This window comes from Massilia sp. Root133, assembly GCF_001426525.1.
In the GTDB taxonomy this organism is placed as follows: domain Bacteria; phylum Pseudomonadota; class Gammaproteobacteria; order Burkholderiales; family Burkholderiaceae_D; genus Telluria; species Telluria orientalis.
In genome coordinates, this window is the sequence record NZ_LMEW01000023.1 from 361715 (window position 1) to 384187 (window position 22473).

At 65.1% G+C, this 22473-nt stretch carries 15 protein-coding genes; 7 read left to right on the forward strand and 8 right to left on the reverse strand.

Features of this window, described 5'->3' with window-relative positions:
* The first annotated feature begins 136 nt into the window (after nt 1-136).
* From aceE to lpdA, 3 genes are all read left to right on the forward strand, one after another.
* Complete coding sequence (gene aceE, locus ASD28_RS17465; RefSeq protein WP_056130656.1) at nt 137-2833, forward strand: pyruvate dehydrogenase (acetyl-transferring), homodimeric type; 2697 nt, start codon at nt 137-139, stop codon at nt 2831-2833.
* A gap of 154 nt (nt 2834-2987) precedes the next feature.
* Complete coding sequence (gene aceF, locus ASD28_RS17470) at nt 2988-4319, forward strand: dihydrolipoyllysine-residue acetyltransferase (protein WP_056130658.1); 1332 nt, start codon at nt 2988-2990, stop codon at nt 4317-4319.
* A gap of 9 nt (nt 4320-4328) precedes the next feature.
* Nucleotides 4329-6146 (forward strand): dihydrolipoyl dehydrogenase, encoded by a 1818-nt coding sequence (lpdA, locus tag ASD28_RS17475; protein ID WP_056130661.1) that lies wholly within the window; start codon nt 4329-4331, stop codon nt 6144-6146.
* A gap of 49 nt (nt 6147-6195) precedes the next feature.
* On the opposite strand, the gene ASD28_RS17480 is transcribed toward lpdA, so the two are convergent.
* Together ASD28_RS17480 and ASD28_RS17485 are read right to left on the reverse strand one after the other, a co-directional pair.
* On the reverse strand, nt 6196-7221 hold the full coding sequence (locus tag ASD28_RS17480) for a S41 family peptidase (RefSeq protein WP_056130671.1): 1026 nt from the start codon (nt 7219-7221) through the stop codon (nt 6196-6198).
* A 294-nt stretch (nt 7222-7515) separates the two neighbouring features.
* Complete coding sequence (locus ASD28_RS17485) at nt 7516-7812, reverse strand: hypothetical protein (RefSeq protein WP_056130673.1); 297 nt, start codon at nt 7810-7812, stop codon at nt 7516-7518.
* 335 nt (nt 7813-8147) lie between these two features.
* On the opposite strand from ASD28_RS17485, the gene ASD28_RS17490 reads away from it, so the two are divergent.
* Nucleotides 8148-8492 carry a DUF1840 family protein gene (locus tag ASD28_RS17490; RefSeq protein WP_082577137.1) on the forward strand — a complete coding sequence of 115 codons (345 nt, stop codon included), beginning with the start codon at nt 8148-8150 and terminating at the stop codon, nt 8490-8492.
* A 72-nt stretch (nt 8493-8564) separates the two neighbouring features.
* On the opposite strand, the gene ASD28_RS17495 is transcribed toward ASD28_RS17490, so the two are convergent.
* Nucleotides 8565-10943, reverse strand: coding sequence for a discoidin domain-containing protein (locus tag ASD28_RS17495; RefSeq protein ID WP_229412035.1), 2379 nt, complete (start codon nt 10941-10943; stop codon nt 8565-8567).
* Nucleotides 10944-11364: 421 nt separating this feature from the next.
* Between ASD28_RS17495 and ASD28_RS17500 the strand changes: the two genes are divergently transcribed.
* Nucleotides 11365-13062 (forward strand): hypothetical protein, encoded by a 1698-nt coding sequence (locus ASD28_RS17500; protein WP_056130683.1) that lies wholly within the window; start codon nt 11365-11367, stop codon nt 13060-13062.
* Between the two features lie 87 nt (nt 13063-13149).
* Here the strand turns inward: ASD28_RS17500 and ASD28_RS17505 are convergent, their stop codons facing one another.
* From ASD28_RS17505 to ASD28_RS17520, 4 genes are all read right to left on the reverse strand, one after another.
* Nucleotides 13150-13596, reverse strand: coding sequence for a potassium channel family protein (locus ASD28_RS17505; RefSeq protein ID WP_056130687.1), 447 nt, complete (start codon nt 13594-13596; stop codon nt 13150-13152).
* 13 nt (nt 13597-13609) lie between these two features.
* Nucleotides 13610-15013: a DUF3999 family protein gene (locus ASD28_RS17510; protein WP_056130690.1), complete on the reverse strand. Its 1404-nt coding sequence runs from the start codon at nt 15011-15013 to the stop codon at nt 13610-13612.
* Nucleotides 15010-18147 (reverse strand): DUF2339 domain-containing protein, encoded by a 3138-nt coding sequence (locus ASD28_RS17515; protein WP_082577138.1) that lies wholly within the window; start codon nt 18145-18147, stop codon nt 15010-15012. Before ASD28_RS17515 ends, ASD28_RS17510 begins: the two co-directional genes overlap by 4 nt.
* Before the next feature lie 172 nt (nt 18148-18319).
* Complete coding sequence (locus tag ASD28_RS17520; RefSeq protein WP_229412037.1) at nt 18320-20764, reverse strand: alginate lyase family protein; 2445 nt, start codon at nt 20762-20764, stop codon at nt 18320-18322.
* A 277-nt stretch (nt 20765-21041) separates the two neighbouring features.
* On the opposite strand from ASD28_RS17520, the gene ASD28_RS17525 reads away from it, so the two are divergent.
* Nucleotides 21042-21920 (forward strand): NAD(P)-dependent oxidoreductase, encoded by an 879-nt coding sequence (locus ASD28_RS17525; RefSeq protein ID WP_056130693.1) that lies wholly within the window; start codon nt 21042-21044, stop codon nt 21918-21920.
* On the opposite strand, the gene ASD28_RS32295 is transcribed toward ASD28_RS17525, so the two are convergent.
* A complete protein-coding gene (locus ASD28_RS32295) occupies nt 21921-22241 on the reverse strand; it encodes a hypothetical protein (protein WP_056130695.1) in 321 nt (106 codons plus the stop codon).
* On the opposite strand from ASD28_RS32295, the gene ASD28_RS32300 reads away from it, so the two are divergent.
* Nucleotides 22240-22425, forward strand: coding sequence for a PEP-CTERM sorting domain-containing protein (locus ASD28_RS32300; RefSeq protein WP_056130698.1), 186 nt, complete (start codon nt 22240-22242; stop codon nt 22423-22425). The genes ASD28_RS32295 and ASD28_RS32300 overlap by 2 nt on opposite strands.
* The last annotated feature ends 48 nt before the right edge of the window (nt 22426-22473 follow it).

Sequence of the window (22473 nt, forward strand, 5' to 3'; positions counted from 1 at the left end):
CGAATATCATATTTTGAAAATTGCGTGTTCCACTGGTAGAATCGACAGGCTTTATTCAAGGGATAGTCTTTTCGCCACCAAACGTCCGTGACGAAATCAGGATCGGGTGGGGCACCACACTCAAGGAGACGTAGCAATGTCAGCTCAACTCGACCAGTTGACGGCACAAGCCGCCAACGACCCGGATACGCTCGAGACCAAGGAATGGCTCGACGCGCTTGAAGCGGTCATCGAATTCGAAGGTACCGATCGCGCGCACTATCTGCTGGAGCGCCTGGTCGACCTGGCGCGCCGCCGCGGCGCCCACGTTCCGTTCTCGAGCAACACCGCCTACGTGAACACGATTCCGACCCACCTGGAAGCGCACTGCCCCGGCAACCTGGAATACGAAGAGCGCCTGCGCTCGTGGATGCGCTGGAACGCGATGGCGATGGTCGTCAAGGCCAACCGCTTCGACGGCGACCTCGGTGGCCACATCTCGTCGTTCGCCTCGCTGGCGAACATGCTGGGCATCGGCTTCAACCATTTCTGGCACGCCCCGACCGAAGACCACGGCGGCGACCTGCTGTACATCCAGGGCCACTCGTCGCCCGGCATCTACGCCCGCGCCTTCCTCGAAGGCCGCCTCTCCGAAGAGCAGCTGCTGAACTTCCGCCAGGAAGTCGACGGCAAGGGCCTGTCGTCCTACCCGCACCCGAAACTGATGCCGGACTTCTGGCAGTTCCCGACCGTGTCGATGGGCCTGGGCCCGATCATGGCGATCTACCAGGCGCGCTTCCTGAAGTACCTGGAAGCCCGCGGCATCGCCAAGACCGACAACCGCAAGGTCTGGGTCTTCTGCGGCGACGGCGAGATGGACGAGCCGGAATCGATGGGCGCGATCGGCATGGCCGCGCGCGAAAAGCTCGACAACCTGGTCATGGTCATCAACTGCAACCTGCAGCGCCTGGACGGCCCGGTGCGCGGCAACGGCAAGATCATCCAGGAAATGGAAGCCGATTTCCGCGGCGCCGGCTGGAACGTCGTCAAGGTCATCTGGGGCCCGGGCTGGGACGCCCTGCTGGCCAAGGACAAGGACGGCATCCTGCAGCGCGTGATGATGGAAACCGTCGACGGCGAATACCAGAACTACAAGTCAAAGGATGGCGCGTACGTGCGCAAGCACTTCTTCGGCAAGCACCCCGAGCTGCTGAAGATGGTCGCGAACATGACCGACGACGACATCTGGCGCCTGACCCGCGGCGGCCACGACCCGCACAAGATCTACGCGGCCTTCAAGAACGCCCAGGAAAACAAGGGCACCCCGACCGTGCTGCTCGTGAAGACCGTCAAGGGCTTCGGCATGGGCAAGTCGGGCGAGGCGCGCAACACCGCGCACCAGACCAAGAAACTGGACGACGAAGCCATCCGCGAAATGCGCGACCGCTTCGCCATCCCGATCCCGGACGACAAGCTGGCCGAGATCCCGTTCTTCAAGCCGTCCGACGACGCGCCTGAAATGAAATACCTGCACGAGCGCCGCAAGGCCCTCGGCGGCTACCTGCCGCAGCGCCGCCAGCAGGCCGACGAGAAGCTGCCGGTCCCGCCGCTGTCGACCTTCAAGGCCGTCACCGACCCGACCGCCGCCGGCCGCGAGATCTCGACGACGCAAGCCTATGTGCGTACGCTGACCACGCTGCTGAAGGACCAGAACCTGGGCCAGCGCATCGTCCCGATCCTCGTCGACGAATCGCGTACGTTCGGCATGGAAGGCCTGTTCCGCCAGATCGGTATCTTCAACCAGGAAGGCCAGCTGTACGAACCGGTCGACAAGGACCAGGTGATGTACTACCGCGAAGACAAGGCGGGCCAGATCCTGCAAGAGGGTATCAACGAAGCGGGCGGCATGTGCTCGTGGATCGCCGCGGCGACGTCGTACTCGACGAACAACCGCGTGATGATCCCGTTCTACACGTACTACTCGATGTTCGGCCTGCAGCGCGTCGGTGACCTGGCCTGGCTGGCCGGCGACATCCGCGCCCGCGGCTTCCTGATGGCAGGTACCGCCGGCCGCACGACGCTGAACGGCGAAGGCCTGCAGCACGAAGATGGCCACAGCCATATCTTCGCGGCGACCATCCCGACCTGCGTCCCGTACGACCCGACCTATGCGCACGAAGTGGCGGTGATCATCCAGAACGGCCTGCACCGCATGGTGGAGAAGCAGGAGGATGTGTTCTATTACATCACCATCATGAACGAGAACTACGAGCAGCCGGGCCTGAAGCCGGGTACGGAAGAGGGCATCATCAAGGGCATGTACCTGCTGCAGGAAGGCGATAAAAACGCCAAGCAGCGCGTGCAGCTGATGGGCTCCGGCACGATCCTGCGCGAGTCCGTGTTCGCCGCCGAGCTGCTGAAGAACGACTGGGGCGTCGCCGCCGACGTGTGGTCGTGCCCGTCGCTGACGCTGCTGGCCCGCGACGGCCAGGACGCCGACCGCTGGAACCTGGTGCACCCGACCGAGGCGCCGCGCGTGCCGTACGTGACCCAGCTGCTGCAGGGTTCCGAAGGCCCGATCGTCGCGACGACCGACTACATGCGCCTGTTCGCCGAGCAGATCCGCGCCTACGTCCCGAGCGGCCGCACGTACAAGGTCCTGGGCACCGACGGCTTCGGCCGCTCGGACACCCGCGCCAAGCTGCGTGAGTTCTTCGAGGTGAACCGTTACTACATCACGGTCGCCGCGCTGAAGTCACTGGCGGAAGAAGGCAAGATCGACGCGAAGGTGGTGGCGGACGCGATCGCCAAGTACGGCATCGATCCGAACAAGCCGAATCCTGTGACCCAGTAATGCTCAAGAGTTACGTCGTTCCCGCGAACGCGGGAACCCATGCCGAGTATCCGGAGTTGCTGATGTATGCTACTCCGCTCAACTCAGCGTGGATCCCCGCGTTCGCGGGGATGACGGCTCAGAAGCTAACGACAAAAATACGGAGTTAACAAACATGAGCATTGTGGAAGTCAAAGTCCCCGACATCGGTGACTTCAAGGAAGTCGAAATCATCGAGCTGATGGTCAAGCCGGGCGACACGATCAAGGTCGACCAGTCGCTGATCACGGTGGAATCGGACAAGGCCAGCATGGAGATCCCGTCGAGCCATGCGGGCGTCGTCAAGGAGATGAAGGTCAAGGTCGGCGACAAGGTCGGCGAAGGCTCGCTCGTGCTGCTGCTCGAGGAAGCTGCCGGCGGCGCCGAAGCTGCTCCGGCCCCGGCACCTGCCGCCGCACCGGCACCGGCTCCGGCCGCAGCCGCAGCGCCTGCGCCGGCACCTGCTGCTGCACCTGCACCGGCTCCCGCCGCAGCGCCGGCACCTGCATCGACCGCCGCCGCCGCGCCGGCCGCGAGCTTCGCCTCGGCCCACGCCTCGCCGTCCGTGCGCAAGTTCGCGCGCGAACTGGGCGTCGACCTGAACAAGGTGAAGGGTTCCGGTCCGAAGGGCCGCATCACCCAGCAGGACGTGCAGGGCTTCGTCAAGTCGGCGCTGGCCGCCGGCCCGACCGCGGCACCGGCAGGTGCGGGCGGTGGCGCAGGCCTGAACCTGCTGCCGTGGCCGTCGCTGGACTTCTCCAAGTTCGGCGAGACCGAAGCGCAGCCGCTGTCGCGCATCAAGAAGATCTCCGGCCCGAACCTGCACCGCAACTGGGTCATGATCCCGCACGTGACGCAGTTCGAAGAAGCCGACGTCACCGACCTGGAAGACCTGCGCGTCGAATCGAATGCCGCGTATGCGAAAGCCAAGTCGCCGGTCAAGCTGACCATGCTGGCGTTCGTGATCAAGGCCTCCGTTGCCGCGCTGAAGAAGTTCCCGAACTTTAACGCGTCGCTGGACGAAGCAAACGGCCAGCTGATCCTCAAGAAGTACTACAACATCGGCTTCGCGGCCGACACGCCGAACGGCCTGGTCGTCCCGGTCATCAAGGACGCCGACAAGAAGTCCGTGTCGCAGATCGCCACCGAAATGGGCGAGCTGTCCGCACAGGCGCGCGAAGGCAAGCTGTCGCCGGCCAACATGCAGGGCGCGACCTTCACGATCTCGTCGCTGGGTGGCCTGGGCGGTACCGCGTTCACCCCGATCATCAACGCGCCGGAAGTCGCGATCCTGGGCCTGTCCAAGTCCTCGATGAAGCCGGTGTGGGACGGTAAAGCTTTCCAGCCGCGCCTGATGCTGCCGCTGTCGCTGTCGTTCGATCACCGCGTGATCGACGGTGCCGCCGGCGCCCGCTTCACGACCTACCTGGCCGATGTCCTGGCCGACCTGCGCAAGACGCTGCTGTAAGGAGAGCCCATGAGCACCGTTGAAGTCAAAGTCCCGAATATCGGCGATTTCAAGGAAGTCGAAATCATCGAACTGATGGTCAAGCCCGGCGACACCATCAAGGTCGACCAGTCGCTGGTCACTGTCGAATCGGACAAGGCCAGCATGGAGATCCCGTCGACCCACGCCGGCGTCGTGCAGGAACTGAAGGTCAAGGTCGGCGACAAGGTGAGCGAAGGCTCGCTGCTGCTGACCGTCGACGACGCCGGCGCGGGCGCTGCCGCTGCGCCTGCGGCCGCCGCTGCACCGGCTGCAGCCGAACAGGCACCGGCCAACAAGCCGGCCGATTCGTACGCACCGGCCCACCCGACCCCGTCGGCACCGGCCGCACCCATCCCGAACGCGGCCAGCTACAGCGGCCCGGTCGACGTCGAATGCGAGATGATGGTGCTGGGCGCCGGCCCCGGCGGCTACTCGGCCGCGTTCCGCTCGGCCGACCTGGGCATGAACACCGTCCTCGTCGAGAAGTACGCGACGCTGGGCGGCGTGTGCCTGAACGTGGGCTGCATCCCGTCCAAGGCGCTGCTGCACGTGGCGCACATCATGGACGAGACGGCGCACATGGCCGATCTCGGCGTGTCGTTCGCCAAGCCGGACGTCGACATCGACAAGCTGCGCGCGTACAAGGACAAGGTCATCAAGACGATGACGGGCGGCCTGGCCGGCATGGCCAAGGCGCGCAAGGTCAACGTCGTGCAGGGCGTCGGACAATTCCTGAGCCCGAACCACATCGAAGTGACCGGACCCGATGGCGCCAAGAAGGTCGTCGCGTTCCAGAAGGCGATCATCGCGGCCGGTTCGGCCGTCGTGAAGCTGCCGTTCGTGCCGGAAGATCCGCGCATCGTCGACTCCACCGGCGCGCTGGAACTGCGCCAGGTGCCGAAGCGCATGCTCGTCATCGGCGGCGGCATCATCGGCCTCGAAATGGCGACCGTGTACTCGACGCTGGGTGCGCGCATCGACGTCGTCGAGATGATGGATGGCCTGATGCAGGGCGCGGACCGCGAGGCCGTCAAGGTCTGGCAGAAGTTCAACGCGTCGCGCTTCGACAACATCATGTTGAAGACCAAGACCGTCGGCGTGGAAGCGCTGCCGGAAGGGATCAAGGTCACGTTCGAAGCCGCCGAGGCAGGCCAGCCGGCACCGGAAGCGCAGGTCTACGACCTCGTGCTGGTGGCCGTGGGCCGCAGCCCGAACGGCAAGAAGATCGGCGCGGAAGCAGCGGGCGTGTCGGTCACCGACCGCGGCTTCATCCCGGTCGACGGCCAGATGCGCACCAACGTGCCGCACATCTTCGCCATCGGCGACCTGGTGGGCCAGCCGATGCTGGCGCACAAGGCCGTGCATGAAGCCCACGTCGCCGCGGAAGCCGCGCATGGCGAGAAGGCCTATTTCGATGCGAAGGTGATCCCGTCGGTCGCGTACACCGATCCGGAAGTGGCATGGGTCGGCCTGACCGAAGACGAAGCGAAAGCCAAGGGCATCAAGGTCGAGAAGGGCCACTTCCCGTGGGCCGCATCGGGCCGCGCCGTCGCCAACGGCCGCTCGGAAGGCTTCACGAAGCTGCTGTTCGACGCCGAGACCCACCGCATCATCGGCGGCACGATCGTCGGCACGAGCGCCGGCGACATGATCGGCGAAGTCGCGCTGGCCATCGAGATGGGCGCGGACGGCGTGGACATCGGCAAGACGATCCACCCGCACCCGACCCTCGGCGAGTCGATCGGCATGGCGGCAGAAGCCTACGAAGGCGTTTGCACCGACCTGCCGCCGCCGCGCAAGCGCTGATCCAGGCGCCGCACGTCGTAACAAGCCGGGACCATGTGTCCCGGTTTTTTTATTCCTGGAGCCGGCGTTGCAGCATGTCCTTCGCCACCGCAAGCGCGTTGTCCGGCGTCGCCGCGACATCCGGTGCGACGCCCACGCCTTCCCAGTTGGTATGGGTAATGGGACTGATGGTGCGTGCATTGGGTATCGCGGCAAAAAAATGGTCCGCAAGGCGGAAGGGACGTGTGGGGTGGGCACCGCCCCAGGTCCGCTCGCCGATCACGGTAGCGCGTTTCAGTGCCTGCATCGTGTACGCGAAGTCTTCGCCGGCCGACATCGTGCCGGGACCAGCCAGGATCAGGACCGGCTTCTTGCCGCCATAGCGCTTGCCGCCCAGCTGATCGACCGACCAATGCTGCGTGGCGACGCCGGTATCGCGCTCCCAGATGTCGTTGAGCCGCGTACGCCCATCGACGAAATAGCTGACCAGCAAAGCCACCCCGTCTGGCGTGCCGCCGTGGTTGTTGCGCAGGTCGACGATGAGGCCATCGGTGTCGGCGAGCTTGTCCATCGCTGCCGCATATTTTGCGGCCACCAGGAACGGCGGCGGGAAGCCGGAAATTTCCAGATAGCCGATCCTGGGGTTCAGGTGATCGACTTTTTCCACGCCAAGGCTGGACGCGAGGATACGCTGGCGCACCTCAGGGGGCGCGATGCGTTCCCACTCGGCCAGCGACGTGGGGCGCGGTCCGACTTCACGGTCGGGCGGCACCAGACCGGGGTCGAATCCCACGAACAAGTGCTTGTCATGAAGGACGTCGGCAAGGTCGGCCGAGAGCTGTTTTGCCAGTTGTTCGCCATCCGTGATCCCATCGTACTTGCCGTCGCGCTGGCGCTGGCGCAGGACCGTCCCGACTTGCCTGGCCTTGTCGGGAAAGACGTAGTGATCGTTCAGCTTTGCCACGAGCGCATCGATCGCTTGCACGCGCATCGCGCTGTCGACGGCAACCTTGGGCGGCGGCTCGGGCGTGGCGGCGCAGGCGCCGAACGTGGCGAGCAGCAGCAAGCACGGTACGACGATCCACTTCTTTTTCATGTTTTTCCTTTGGCAGTGAGTTCGAGTCGATGTCTTCCTGGTATGAGCAGCGAAGCGAAATCAGAGTAGCACAAAAATTGCTAGTTCATAGCAATGTATTTTGCTAATTGATTGATATGCATGTGGAGTGCCCGTGGGCCGCTCGTCGGCACGCAAGCGCTGATTGAGGCGTGACGAGGCTGTAGAGGAAACCGGGACCATGTGTCCCGGCTTTTTATCGATGATTGCGGTACCTTCGATTTCTCAGGTAGCCGGCAGAAGCAGGAAAGAAGGGTTGACGGACAGTGCGACGGATCAGTGGCAGGAACCCATGCACGACGTCATCGTCTGCTGATACGCCTGATCGTATGCAGCCTGAATCTGTGGAACCTTGCCGTTCATGCAGTTGTTAACGTCCTGGCCGTAATAATGGGCAGTGCAGTATGCCAACGCATCCTTTTCCGCCAGCTTTGCCGCGTTATACCCTGCCTGGCCCGCAGCATTCTGGCAAACGGTGTTGCAGTCCGTGGCCTGGGCCGGGATTGCAATTGCCGCGAATGCCGCGACTGCAGCGGCGATATATTTTTTAGAGTGAGTCGACAAAAAATTCATTTAGAAAAGCCTCCAAGAATTTTCGAAATGGCGATGGCGGGTTTGCCATCGGTGAGTAAATCGCCGCAGGACATGCAATATGCATCGGGCCGCGACCCGGCTATGAAAAAAACCTGTTCGGCATTTGCATAGTCGAAAACAAATTGTATTTCGTAATTTTTTTAAAAACGTCATACAATTTCACAATTGAGCATGAATTTTTAGTATGTTCGCCTTCGGATTTTGTCAAACGACGGAAGGAGAAAGTCCATAAAGGTGACGGCCCAATTTTTACGAATTTTTTGCAAGCGATCCATTAGACTGGCCCTGTTACCAGGTTTTGAAGAGGATATGCAATGCTTGTAACATTCAAATCGAAAGCCGCTGCCGATGTCTTGATGCTCGACCGTCACGCGCAAAAGGCGCTCGCGCCGTTCGGCAAGTGCACGGCCATCGGCTATTTTTCTGTCGGCGAGCTGGACAACGTGATCGGCGTACTGGAAGCGACGACGGCGGAAGGCAAGCACCATGCGGCGACACTCGCCTTGGCGCAGGACATTGAATTGCATCACGCCGCTGAGGGCGTGAATCATTTTCCGCAAGTGCAGGAAGCGGTCGATTTCTCGGCGCATTTGTTTCCGCTGCTGGAAATGATGCGGGCAGCGCGGCGCACGGACAGCGTCGTCACCTGGAATAGTTGATGTATCGGTATTGCGTCCTGGCCCGGCGACGTCGCGTACTCCCGACGTCGACCGGGCACGGTGGCCTGCGTCTTACGGCCTTGCCGCGTACAGCCCGAATTCGCCAAGATCCGTAAAGCCGGTGTCGCCGTTATTGGACGTGATATTGAGCCGGTACCAGCGATACGCGCCCGGACTCGCGACCGTATAGCTGTTCTGCTGGAAACGGTTGGCGAACGCCTGGCCGGCTTGCGTGTCGAGCGTCGTCCAGGTGACGCCGTCGTTCGAGCCCTGGAACTGCCAGTCCTTCGGATCGCGCCCGATCTTGTCGAAGGAGCTGACGACCGTGTAGCGCTGGACGGTCTCCGCGTGGCCGAGGTCGTACTGCAGCCAGCCCATCACGCCCGAGTAGAACCATTCCGTCCCCGAGTTCCGGTCGAAGGCGTTGCCGGCATTGGCCGCGTTGTTCCTGCTGTCGTTGGGCGTGCCGCCGGTGGCCACGTGCACCAGCGGACGGACCGGCGTGGCGCTGTCCTCGGGAGAATTCGCGCTCGTGCCGGCCGCGTTCGTCGCCGTGATGGCGTAGTAATAGGTCGTGCCGTTGGCCACCGACGTGTCGATGTAGCTGCTGCCCGCGACGTTGGCCGCGATGGTCGTGTAGGGGCCGCCGCTGGACGTGGCGCGCAGCACCGCGTAGCCGGTGGCGCCGAACGACTGCTGCCAGCGCAGCGGGACGGCGCCGTCGCCCGGCTCGGCCAGCAGCGTCGCGGGCGCGGCGGGGATGGCGGCCGGCGCGCCACCGCCGCCGCCCGTGATTTGCACGTTGCTGAAGGTGGAGGTATTCAGTGTGCCGTTGGCGACCGAGGCGACTACCAGGCCGGCATAGATCGTGTCGGGCAGCGGGCCGTCGATGCGGCCGACGTCGGTGGCGGCCCAGTTGGTACCGTCGGGCGACACGTAGCCGGTGATCATGTTGCCGATGCGCTCGAGTTTCACCCAGTATGAGGCGGTGGAGCTCGCAATGGGGAGCACCTTGTTTCCGTAGTTATTGCCGCCGTAGACAGCGAGATTCTGCATGTTCTGTTCGGCCTGGATCCGGTTGGTGACGGCCATCCAGGCGCGCGGGGCGCCCTGCGCAAGGCTCGTGCGCATCATGACGCCTGCTTTCGCGGACGGACTGGTGTTCTGGAGCGACTCCACTTTCGCGATGATGGCGCCGTCGCCGGTGAGAGCCCGGTAGGCGAAGTGACAGCTGTCGCTCGTGCCCCAGATCTCGGCACCGCCGCCTTTCACGGTCCATGTGCCGTCGGCGTACGTGGCCGAGCCGGCCGGGGCGGCACCGCCGATGTCCGCATCGGCAAAGCCCGAGATGATCGAGCTGGTGGCGGGAATGGCGAGTGCCGGCGGGGGCGTCGCCGTCGACATGTCGACGTCCTTCAGGAACACGAAGCTGCCGCTGTCCACCGGCATCCACTGGCGCCGTTGGGCGATGAACGGTGCCTGCATGCCCTTGCGGTTGACGTAGGCGTTGTAAATCTGGTTGAGCACGATGTTCCCGCCTCCCCAGCCGTTCCACCCACGGTTCGTGTTGTCGGCGGTGTAGTAGGCGTCGGTGGTGCCGAACGGGAGGAAGGGCGTGGGCTCGAGCTCGTTCACCCGCGCGAAATATTCGCCCGCCGCCAGCAGGCGGTTGTCGAAATCGGCATAGACGTCGATGCCTTGCTTCCACAGCGCTTCGGCGAGCATGACCAGCGATTTGAGCTGTCCGTGGGCGTGCCCCTGGTCGCGCAGGGAGTCGCCGAGCATGCCGATGTCGTTGGAGCTGCGCAGGCCGATGTGGGCGAGCGTGCGGGTCTGGGCGACGACCCGGTTCAGCAACGCGGTGTCGTCGTTGAAGATGGCCATCAGCCCGAGCGCGTTGAGGGCCAGCGCGCCCTTGTTGGCGGCGCCGAACATGTTCTCGCCATACGGGTTCGATGCCGGAATCAGGACATTGGCGAAATAGGTTTTCACCGTGGCCGTGTCGGCGTCCGTCCAGTCCGGCCAGGTGCCGCGCAGGATATCCGCGCCGCCCACGAACATGTAGGCGTAGTCGCCCAGGTCGAGCATCGATTCGCGGCCCGCGAACTCGGTCTGGACGGTCGCCCACTGCATCAGGATGTCGTGCGCCTTCTTCGCGTAGTCCTTGTTGCCGGTGAAATACCACATCCGCGACAGGTTCCAGATCGCGACCATGTCGTTGCGCCATGGCCAGAGATTCACGTCGGGGGCGCGGCTCACGGTCGCGTACGGACCCGCCATGACGTAGGTGAGCCTGGCCTTGCCGTCGTTCGCCAGCTGGTCGTAGGCGGACTTCCACGGCTGCCTGCCTTGGGCGACGTAGGACTTGAGCGTCATGAGATCGGCGGCGGTGAGGGGCGTGCCCGGGTGCGTGAAACCGGTGACCTGCGCCACGCCGTCACCCGGGAGCATGGCGGTGCTCAACATGAGCAGCGCAGCGGTCAGACTGGTTCGAGCAAACATCCTGGAGTTTTTTTTCATCGGTAGCCTTCATTAATGAATATCCAAAGGGCGCGCCGGCAGCGCGCCCCGACAATGTCACGTTCAAGGGTATCCCGGGCGTCCCCGTCGCCTTGCCCGCAGCCTCGCCGTGAGGGGAGGCGGGGTATTCGTTCGAGCATCAAACTATTAAATTATTGCAGTAATATTGCAGCACGGCAATAGTTTGCGTATGTATGCGGGTGGGTGTCTCATTAATTTAACATTAACGTAGACTTGATTGTCGTTCATCTTGCAGTGTGTGGACGGGGCGTGGGAATGTGCGCATTTCCGCAAAACGTACATCTGTTATGTTGGCAACCGCTGTCCGTCCCAAAAAAATAGAAAGGCGCGCATGGCTATCCACAAGTACGCCGTTCCCCTGCTCGCGGCGATGGCACTTGTGCCGGCGCACGCCTTCGGGAACGAGCCGCCCAAGGTGGTCGTCAAGGGCAGGCACGACCCGTCCACCGTCGTCGTCAAGGGCGTGCGCGATCCGTCGGCGTGGTTCCGCATCGAGAGCCAGCACCTGATCGTCTATTCGAACGACGATCCCGACGACGTCATCGAGCTGGTCAACAAGCTGGAACGGCTCGACGCCGTGCTGCGCCTGTACCTGAAGCCGTTCCTGGACGGGCGGGAGGCGCTGCCCAAGCTCACGCTGTACTTCCAGGCCCGGCCGGACCTGCCGCCGGAGATCGGCGCGGTCGACGGCGCCACCACCAGCTTGACCAGCCGCTGCGCATCCGGGACGCTCGCGTTCACGTTCGGCCAGGCGAAGAGCTGGAAGCTGGACAATGCGTCGCTGCTTCGTCCGGAAGACGATTACACGCTGATGACGAACTTCGTCGTGTACGCGGACACGTTCCTGTACCGCCATACCCGCATCCGCGCGCCCGCATGGTTCCTTACCGGCTTCGACGCGTATTTCGGCGGCATGCGCTTCACCGACGACCAGATGCTGGTCGGCCGCGATGCGGGCACCTCCTACAACCTGCTACAGGAGATCGACGAGGGCCGGACCAGGCGGCTGCGGTTCGACGACGTCCTGCACGACCGAACGGTGCCCGGGATGTTCAAGGTCGGCACGAACGGGTATTACCGGCAATGGGAATTTCTCGCGCGCTCGTTCAACCTCGTGCACTACATGCTCTCGTCCGAGGAGAACCGCAACAAGATGGGGAAGTATCTCGAGCGGGTCAACGAAGGCAGCGATTCCGCCGACGCGTTTGCCGACGTCTTCGGCCTGTCGGGACAAGAGCTCGACGCCGCGATGTGGCGTTACCGCCAGGCGTCCATGAAAATCCTGCAGGTCGAGGTGCCCGACCTGCCCCGGGCCCATATCGCATTCACCCGCCTGAGCCGCATCGAGGCCGGGTTCGTGCTCGACAACGCCGCGCTGAAGACGTGTCCCGCGCCCGCCGCCGGCAAGACCTTGCTGGCGCGCGTGCAGCAGAAGGCGGCGCAGGCGCCGGCCGTCGATTTCGCCCAGATCACGCTCGCCCGTGCCCAGGTCGAATGGGGCGATCCGCTCGATGCCATCGCCTACCTGACGCGCGCCGTCGGGAACGATCCGTACGACCCCGAGCCGCAGTATCTGCTGGGCCTCGCGCATGCGAAGCTGGCGGAGCGCGCTGGCCCCGACCGGCAGGACCAGCTGGCGGCGGCGCGCGCGAGTCTGACCGAAGCCGCCCTGCTGGCGCCGGAAGCGCCCGACGTGTCGTATGCGCTGTTCCGCATCGCGCTCATGGACACGGCGCCGGCCGACAAGGACATCGGCAGGGCGATCGACGCATGGCGCCACGGGCACGACGTCGCCGCGTTCGCGCGCGCGGCCGCGCTGGCCCATGCATGGCTGGGCGATGCCGCCGGCGCGTACCAGGTGTTCAATACGCTGGCGCGCAACAAGTGGGATCCGGAAAACGCCGCGTGGGCCACGCGCTGGCTCGCCAGACTGGAGAAGGGCGTGCCGCGGGATGAACTACTGGTGGCGATGCGCGGCGAGCGGACGGCGGTGCCCGGCGCCCTGTCGTGGATGCACGATCGCCGCTAAGTTTGTAACAGCGCACCACCCCGGCGGCACGACAGTCTTTATGCTTGTCGTCTTGCGACTCGCCCATGATGCCGTCGATTTGCAGAATCAATGCTTTGGCCGGCGCCGCCCCGTGTCATCCCACAAGCGCTCCATCGACAAATACGTGAACGACGCCGTCCACCCGATCAGCAGCATCCCGTTCAGCGCCTGCATGCCCGCCAGCAGGCGCAGGTCGCCGTGCGGCAGCACGTCGCCGTAGCCCAGCGTCGTGTAGGTCTCGGCCGAAAAATACAGGCAGCGCGTGAACGGCAGCGGGCCGGGGTCGCCCATGTGGCCGATGCCGAAGCGCGTCGCGAGCAGGTAGTAGGCGAGGCCGTATAGCAGGATCTCGATGAAGTGCGCGCCGAACGCGCCGACGATCACGAACACGAGCCGCATGCGCGGCGGGATGCGCAATGCGGGCAGCGCGGCCGTCATCAGGCGCAGCACCTCGTAGTGGATCACGGTCGTGGCGATCAGCAGGAACGCGCAGGCGGCGATGGCGATGCCCATGCTCTTCTTTCCTTTATTTGGTCGACGAATCGGCCTCCCCCTGTTTCAGTTGGCTCACCAGGCGCCACGCCATCCAGGCGAGCGCACCGACGCCACACAGCAGCAAGGCCCACAGCCATGATAGCCTGCGTTGTGCCGTTGCCGCAGGCGCCCCATCGGCGGCGTCCGCGTGTTGTTCGACCAACTGGCCGGTGCGCGCGGTTTCCAGGCGCGCCAGGTCCTGGACGTCGAAGCCCGGCGCGACCTGGCCCAGGGCGAGCTGCGTGGACGTCGCGCCGGTCTTGCCGAAGGCGAGTACGTACGGCGGGGTGCCGCCGGCCACGAACACCAGCGTCGCGGGGCGCCAGCGCAGGCGCAGGTCGGGCGGGTCGGATACTGCGCCTTTCGGACGCAGGATCCATTGCACCAGATGGGTTTCCGGTATCGCGACGTCGCCGGCGATCCGCGCATTCCCGTTCTGGTTCAGGTGGTAGAACGTGGCGCTGGCCAATGGCAGGAAATCCGTGACGTTGGCCGTGCGTTGCGCGTAACGCCCGATCGTCGCGGGCAGTACGACGTTCTGCCCGCGCAGGACGACGCCGACCCGCTCGGCCGGCACCGCGACCGGGGCCGTGTAGACCAAGTCTTGTCCGGTGTCGGCGCGGCGTGCGGGCAAGGTCACGGCATCCCATTGCTGCGGCGTGTCCTGCACCTGGCTTACCTGCGCCGTGATTGCCCCGAACTCGACAGGATTGCCCTCGGCCCAGCGCACACGCGCATAACGGAAGCTCTGGGCAGGGAAGCCGATGCGGTTGCTGGTCACGCTTTCGCCGCGGCCGTTGACCAGCCAGCTCACCGTCGTCTCCGCAAGCGGCTGCCAGTCCTGCAAGTCGTTGCTGGCCTCGACGATGAGCGCGGCGCTGTAGTTGGACGCGTCGGGCGGCGGGGCGAGCGTCAGGCTCGACACGGTCGCGCCTGACGGCAGCTCGCCCAGGTCGAGCACGAGGCCGGCGAGGACGTCGGCCTCGCCCTGCGCCGCACCGGGATGCGGGCTCACGGACACCACGGTGCCGTCCCTGGACAGGCGCACCTGGAGGTCGTCGATCCGTCCTGATGTCCGGCCGGGTATGAAGATCGGGAACACCTTGCACGGCGACTCGACGCTGCGTTGTTGGTGGGGTGACGTCGTCACGGTCAGCGCGAACGGTTGCGGTGCGCCCGCGCTGTCGAACACACGCAGGTCGGCCAGGTGTGCGGAACGCGCGTGCAGGTAGACGTCCGGCGGCAAGCGCAACTGCACCACAGCCTGTTTGCCGCTGACCTGCAGCGGCAAGGCATGCGAGTAGCTCGCGGTGGTATCGGCGGCGCGGGCGGCGGACGTACACAACGCCCACGCGAGGAACGCGGAGCGCGCGCGGTAAGAAAAATACATGATCATGGAATCGGCTCCGATGGCGTCGGCGCGGGCGCTGCCTGCTCCGCGCGTTTGGGGAAGGGCGCGAGATAGCCGACCAGGAGCATCAGCAGGCCGACACCGACAAAGGACACGACCCGCGCCATGCTGCCATGGCTGGACAGGTCGACGAAGAACAGTTTGGCGACCACGATGCCCAGCAGGCCGGCGCCCGCGCTCCAGGCACGGCGCCACGTGCGCCGGGCGGCGAAGCGCATCAGGACGAGCGCGCTGGCGCTCCAGACCAGCGAGAGCATCGCCTGCACGACCTGGGAGCCGACCAGCGCGTCGACGCGATAGGCGATCCCCAGGTAATGGGCGGCGCTGCGCAACAGGATCAGGTTGAACCAGATCCACGCGCCGCCCGCCCAGGCCACCAGCAGTGTGCGGTTGAGGTTCGGGCTGGCCGCGACGTCGCGCGCGCGCAGCCGCGCGGCGCCGACGGCAAGCATCAGGGCGAAGCCCGTGCTCAGGTCGAGGGGATTGAGCAGCGGCAGATACGGCAGCGGCGCCATGCCGCCGTCCTGGAACAGATTCCAGCTTGCGCACAGCGCCAGCAGCAATGCGGCTCCGCATGGAACCAGGATGGTCCGGTACCAGCTTGCCAGGGGGCGTGTCGGCCAGGCCTCCGCCTGGCTGCGCCGCATCAGCCACGCCAGCACGGCCATCATCGACCAGGTCGGCAGGTAGTTGGACCAGGCGCTGTCGATGGCCCATCCGCTGGCGTGGAATTCGCCGAACCACCTGCCGACATGGATGGACCCAGTCGGCCACAGCGCAAGCCACGGACCGACAGTGCGCAACAGGTGCAGCGCACGCAGCACGCGTGGCCTGCGTTCCCAGGTCGCCGCAGGCCGGCGCGCGAGCAAGTATTCCGAACCGGCCCACAGGCAGACCCAGCCCAGCCAGAGCGCCGGGTCGGGCAGGTCGTATGTAGCGTACAGCGTGACGAGACAGCCGAGCGTGACCAGCGCCAGCATGTCCCAGCACGCCGTGCCCAGCCAGCGCAGGCGTTCCCACCGCAGGCGCGGCGCCAGCTGCGTGAACAGGATGGACGATGCGGCGACAGCGAACGCATACACGCCGACCCAGCGCGAATACGGGGTGCCCAGCGCTTCCGGCAGCAGTACCGCGAGCCTTCCGGAGAGAATGTTCAGCACAGGACCGAACCACCAGAAGCCGGCCCAGGCAAGCAGCAGCGTCTGCGTCGATTTGACCTTGTCGAAGGCACCCGCGCGCTCGGTCAGGTAGCTGCTGGCCAGCGCCGACAGCGCGATCAGGACGGCGCCCAGCGCCGGCTTGGTTTCATACTGGGTTTCGATCCTGTCGAACCAGTTCCAATCGACGCCTGCGACCACCGCCAGTCCGACCGCGCCCGCGATCTGGGCCACGAGGCCGAACCGGTGCGCGACCGGCCACGCGAGCCGCGACCCGATCACGTACAACAGGATGGCCGTGAAGACGGCTGCCGCGGCCAGCAAGTTCGCAAGGAGGCTGCCGCTGGTGCGCAGGAACGCCTCGGTCCATGAGCCGGCGAGCAGCCAGATGGCGGCCGTCGCGAGCATGCATGTCGCGAGCAGCGCGAACAGCGGACGCTCTTCCCTGGCGTGCCGCCGGAAATCGGAAGCCATCACGAACGCGCCGCCGGCCAGCAGCAGGAAGCCGAGCCACAGGTTGGAGGCGGCCGCGGCCGAGCGGTCGAGGCCCGAGGCCGCGGCGAGGAAGCCGATCCATGCGCCAATCTGGAGAAGCAGACCGAACATCCACGCGCGGGCTTGCCCTCGCCTGAGCCCGAACCAGACGAAGCCGACGCCTTCCAGCGACCACGCCGCCGACGTCCAGCGTCCGTCGACGGCAAGCGGAATGGCCAGCGTGCCGAAGATGGCGCCGATGGCGCCGAAGGTCTCGACCAGCACGCGCCAGCGCTCGCGTCCGCGCCGCCACAGCAACAGCGCGAGGCCGAGATAGAAGCCGCCGAGCGTCAGCGCCGAAAGCGCCAGGCCGAACGGTTTATCCATGACCAGACCGACCTGCAACCCGAACGCGAGCAGCGGCGTCCCCAGGACCAGCGTGGCATCCACGTAGTCTTTCAGGCGCGTCTGTTGCTGGCGCGCGAAGGCCAGGGCGATGCCGACGTAATACAGGAAGAACAGGATCAGGAAGGCTTGCGCGGACAGGTAGTTGGCGGGCGTGTATTTGAGCCCGCCCCAGGCCGCCCCGACGACGAACGTGAATCCGAAGCCGAGCAGGTTCAGCATGCGCCAGGAGCGCCGCATCGCGAGTGCGAAGACGCCGGCGTTCAGCAGCGCATAGTACGAGAACAGGCCGATGTGGTTGCCTTGTCCGCTCGCCACCAGCAGCGGGCAGGCGAATCCGCCGGTGATGCCGAAGACCGCCAGCCAGATCGCATCCTGCAGCAGCGCCAGCACGCACGCGAAGCCGGTCAGGAGCACCAGCATCGCGAACGCGAGGCCGCCGGGTATCAGGCCATAGCGTTGATAGGCGCCGAAGACGACCAGCATCATGAGGGCGATCGCCGTGCCCTGGACGGGGAGGCCGATCTCGCGCCGCGTCGACCGCAGGCGCCAGCCCCAGGCCAGCAGGGGCAGGATGGCCAGCGCGACGCCGGCGAGCCGCAGCTCGATCGGGATGTCGAAGGTCGTGGCCACGTACTTGAGCAGGAACGCGACGCCGATGAACAGGATGACGAGCCCCAGCTTGGCGACGAGGTTGCCGGTCAGGAGCCAGCTCTTCGCCGCGAGCAGTCCCCGTCGTATCGCGATGGCGATGGGGCCGGGCGTGACGGGGGCGGAGGACTCTTCTCGTGCCGTCTCGGGCGCCGGGGACGAAGCGGGACGTGGTGCCGGTGCGCGCTGCGGGTAGTACGCCGCTTCAGCGAGCGGCGCTGCCTCGTCCGGCAACGGCATCGACGTTGCCGGCCTGGGCGGAACCGGTGGAGCGGACACCGGTGCGGGCTGCAGGGCGTAGATCTTGTCGCGCAGTTCGGCGACCTGCCGCTCCAGCTCTTCGATGCGACGGGTTCGTCCGGCGCCTATGAGCCAGGCGGCGAAGAAGGGATACGCCAGCACGGCCAGTACCACCAACGCGATTGCTTCCATATCGCACCTGTTGCTTGAAGGGACGGTATTTATATCACGCTGTGCAGCAATGTTGGTAAAACGTCATCGTCATTGCATAAGTATTGGAGGTTTTTTGGAAAGATATCAAGGCGATGGCGAAACCAGGACTGCGTGTCCCGGTTTCTGTCACATCAATCGGGTGTCGGGTCCATTACGGCTTCGCGGCAAACAGCCCGAGCTCCGAGAGCGCCGTCGAGGCGGTATCGCCATTATTGGCCGTGATGTTGATGCGGTACCAGCGATACGCGCCTCCGCCCGCGACCGGGTAGCTTTTCGGCTGGAGACGGTTGGCGAACACCTGGTTGCTTTGCGCGTCGAGCGTCGTCCACGTGGTGCCGTCGTTGGAGCCCTGGAATTGCCAGTCCTTCGGATCGCGCGGGGCCACGTCGCTGGCGCTGATGACCGTATAGCGCAGGACTGTCTCCGTGTGGCCAAGGTCGTATTTCAGCCACCCGGTCGGGGCCCCGTAGAGCCATTTCGTCGCCGAGTTCCTGTCGAAGGCCAGGCCGGCGTTGGCCGCGTTGCTGGCGCCGTCGGTGGCGCTGCCGCCGGTGGCCACGTTCGTCAGCGGATGCACCGGCGTGACGCTGTCCTCGGGAGAATTCGCGCTCGTGCCGGCGGTGTTGGCCGCGGTGACGGTGTAGTAGTAGGTCATGCCGTTGCTCACCGAATTATCCGTGTAGCTGCCGTCCGTGACGCCCGATGCGATGGTCGTGTAGGGACCACCGCTGAACGTGGCGCGCTTGACCGTGTAGCTGGTGGCACCGAAGGACTGCTGCCAGCGCAGCGGAACGGCCCCGTCGCCCGGCTCGGCCAGCAGCGTGGCGGGCGCGGCCGGAATGACGCCCGGCGCGCCACCGTTGCCGCCCGTGACCTGGACGTTGCTGAAGGTGGAGGTGTTCAGCGTGCCGTTGGCATGCGAGACGACCGCCAGGCCGGCATAGATCGTGGCGGGCAGCGTGCCGTCGATACGGCCGACGTCGGTCGCGGCCCAGTTGGTCCCGTCGGGAGACACGTAGCCAGTGATCATGTTACCGATGCGCTCGAGCTTCACCCAGTAAGAGGGCACGGTGTTCGCGATGGGCAGGGCCTTGTTGCCATAGTTCGTGCCGCCGTAGACAGCAAGGTTCGGCATGTTCTGTTCGACCTTGACCTGGTTCGTCACGAGCATCGTGGCGCGCGCCGCTCCCTGGGCCAGGCCGGTGCGCATCATCACGCCCGCCTTGGCGTACGGGCTGGTGTTCTGGATCGTCTCGACTTTCGCGATGATCGCGCCGTCGCCGGTCAGGGCCTTGTAGGCGAAGTGGCCGCCATCGGCCGTGCCCCAGCTGTCGGCGCCTGCGCCCTTCACGGTCCAGGTGCCGTTGGCGTACGACGACGTGCCGGCCGGGGTGCTGTTTCCGATATCGATATCATTCAAGCCCGAAGTGATCGAGACGGTCGCGGGAATGGCGAGCGCCGGCGCGGGCGCGGCCGTCGAGGTGTCGACCTCCTTCATGAACATGAAGCTGGTGCTGTCCACCGGCATCCAGAGGCGCCGCTGCGCGATGTAGGGGGCCGGCCTGCCCTTGCGGACAGCGTAGGCGCCATGGATCACATTGAGCGCGATATTCCCGCCGCCCCATCCGCGGTTGGTGTCGTCGGCGATGTAGTAGGCGTCGGTGGTGCCGAACGGGAGGAACGGCGTCGGCGCGAGTTCGTTCACGCGTGCAAAATATTCGCCTGCCGCCAGCAGGCGCTCGTCGAGATCGGCATAGACGTCGATGCCCTGTTTCCACAGCGCTTCGGCGAGCATGGACAGCGACAACAGCTGGCCATGGGCGTGGCCCTGGTCGCGCAGGGAATCGCCGAGCATGCCGATGTCGTTGGAACTGCGCAGGCCGATGTGGGCCAGGGTGCGCGTCTGGGCGACGACCCGGTCCAGCAACGCGGTGTCGTCGTTGAAGATGGCCATCAATCCGAGCGCGTTCAGGGCCAGCGCGCCCTTGTTGGCGGCGCCGAACATGTTTTCGCCGTAAGGGTTCGATGCCGGAATCAGGATATTGGCGAAGTATGCCTTGACCGTGGCCGTGTCGCTGGCCGTCCAACCCGACCAGGTGCCGCGCAGGATGTCCGCGCCGCCCACGAACCGGTAAGCGTAGTCGCCCAGGTCGAGCATCGACTCGCTGCCCGAGAACGCCGTCTGGTTGGTCGCCCACGCGATCAGGATATCGTGCGCTTTCTTTGCGTAGGCGTCGTTGCCGGTGAAATACCACATCCGCGACAGATTCCAGACGGCGATCATGTCGTTACGCCATGGCCAGAGATTCACGTCGGGGCTGCGGCTCACGGTCGCGAATGGACCCGCCATGACGTAGGTGGACTGCGATTTGCCATCGGCCTTCAATTGGTCATAGCCGGACTTCCATGGCTGCCTGCCCTGGTCGACGTAGGACTTGAGCGTCGCGAGATCGGACACGGTGAGCGGCGTGCCCGGATGCGTGAAACCGGTGACCTGCGCCGCGCCATGACCCGGCAGCGCGGCGGTGCTCGCCAGGAACAGTGTCGCGAGGATGTGTCGGATGCCCGTAAACTCTTCTCTAGAACTGATTTTCATCGGTACCCCTTCATGAGTGAACATCATTAACCGGCGACAACCTCAGCCTCACGACAGCGCGCGCCGGTACCGTGTCTCGCAAGGACGCGAGATATTTGTTCGAGCAAAAAACTTTCGGATTATGGAGGCCATATCGGCGCGCACGTTACGTTTCGTATGGATATTTAAGTTATATCAAGTTAACGATAACAACGTTCGGAACACAGTTCGCAGCGGATTGCTGGTCTAATACCCGTTTGGCCCACAGGTGGGCAGACACTCGAACAAAGGAACACGCATGAGCATCGCATTCATCGGCCTGGGCGGCATGGGCCACCACATGGCCGCCAACCTGCTGAAGTCCGGCCAGCCCGTCCACGTCTGGAACCGCAGCCCCGCACCCGTGCAGGCGCTGGCGGCGCTCGGCGCGAAGCCGGCCGCGACGCCCGCCGAGTGCGGCATCGCCGACGTCGTCTTCACCATGCTCGCGGACGATGACGCGACGCGCGCCGTGCTGCTGGACGGCGGCGTGCTGGCCGCGATGGCGCCCGGCAGCATCCACGTCAACATGGCCACTGTCTCCGTCGCGTTCGCGCGCGAGATGGCGGCGCAGCACGTCGAGCGCGGCGTGGGCTACGTCGCCGCGCCGGTGCTGGGCCGCGTGGACGTCGCGCAAGCGGGCAAGCTGAACATCCTCGCCGGCGGCAGCGACGAATTGATCGCGCGCGTGCAGCCCCTGTTCGACCTGATGGGACAAAAGACGTGGCGCTTCGGCAGCGAGCCGGAACAGGCGAATGCGATCAAGCTCGCGTGCAACCTGATGCTCGCCTGCGCGATCGAAGCGACGGGCGAGGGCGCCGCGCTGGCGCGTGCCCACGGCGTACCGGCCGCGGATTTCATCGACCTCGTCACAAGCACGCTGTTCGCCGGCTCGCCCGTGTACAAGGGCTATGGCGGGATGATCGCCGAGGAGCGCTATTCTCCGGCGGGATTCAGGCTGGCGCTGGGTCTGAAGGACGTGCGCCTCGCGGTGGAGGCGGGGCAGGGCAAGGGCTTGCCGCTGGCATTCGGCGCGACCTTGAAGTCGACCTTGCAGGATGCCGTCGCGCAGGGTGACGCCGATCTCGATCTGGCGGCGCTGGGCAAGCACGCGGCGCGGCGGGGTGGACTGGATTGATCACGGAAAGACAAACGGCAGCACCAGCACCAGGATGACGATGACGGGCAGGACCAGTGCCCGGAGCGTGCGCCGCTCCGGATAGGCGCGCGCCAACAGCCACGACCACACGATGCCCAACCCGGCGGCGATGAACGAGCCGAAGTACACGACCATGCCGAGGCCCACCATGCCGATCGGATCGATGATCGGGACGCGGGGCGGCTGGCCGGGCACCGTCGTGATCAGGAAGGCGGCGACCCACGCGATGTACAGGGCCAGGGGCAGGATGCCTGCACCCATCAGGAAGTTCGCGGCAACCGATTGGCAGCGTGGCGTCATGGATGATGGCTCGCGTCGCGTCGTATTGATGCTAGGTGGGAAATATACAACAAAGATTCCTTTTTGCAATGACAAAGGCGGCACCGACCAGCTGAACGCCGTGCCGGAACCGGTCAGCATCGCGACGTTCGGCCTGGGTGCCGGCGCCATCGCCTTCATCCGCCGCCGTCGCAAGCAGGCGTGACATGCCGCGGTGCGGCATGCGATCACGTTGTTAATGGGAGTCCCTGGG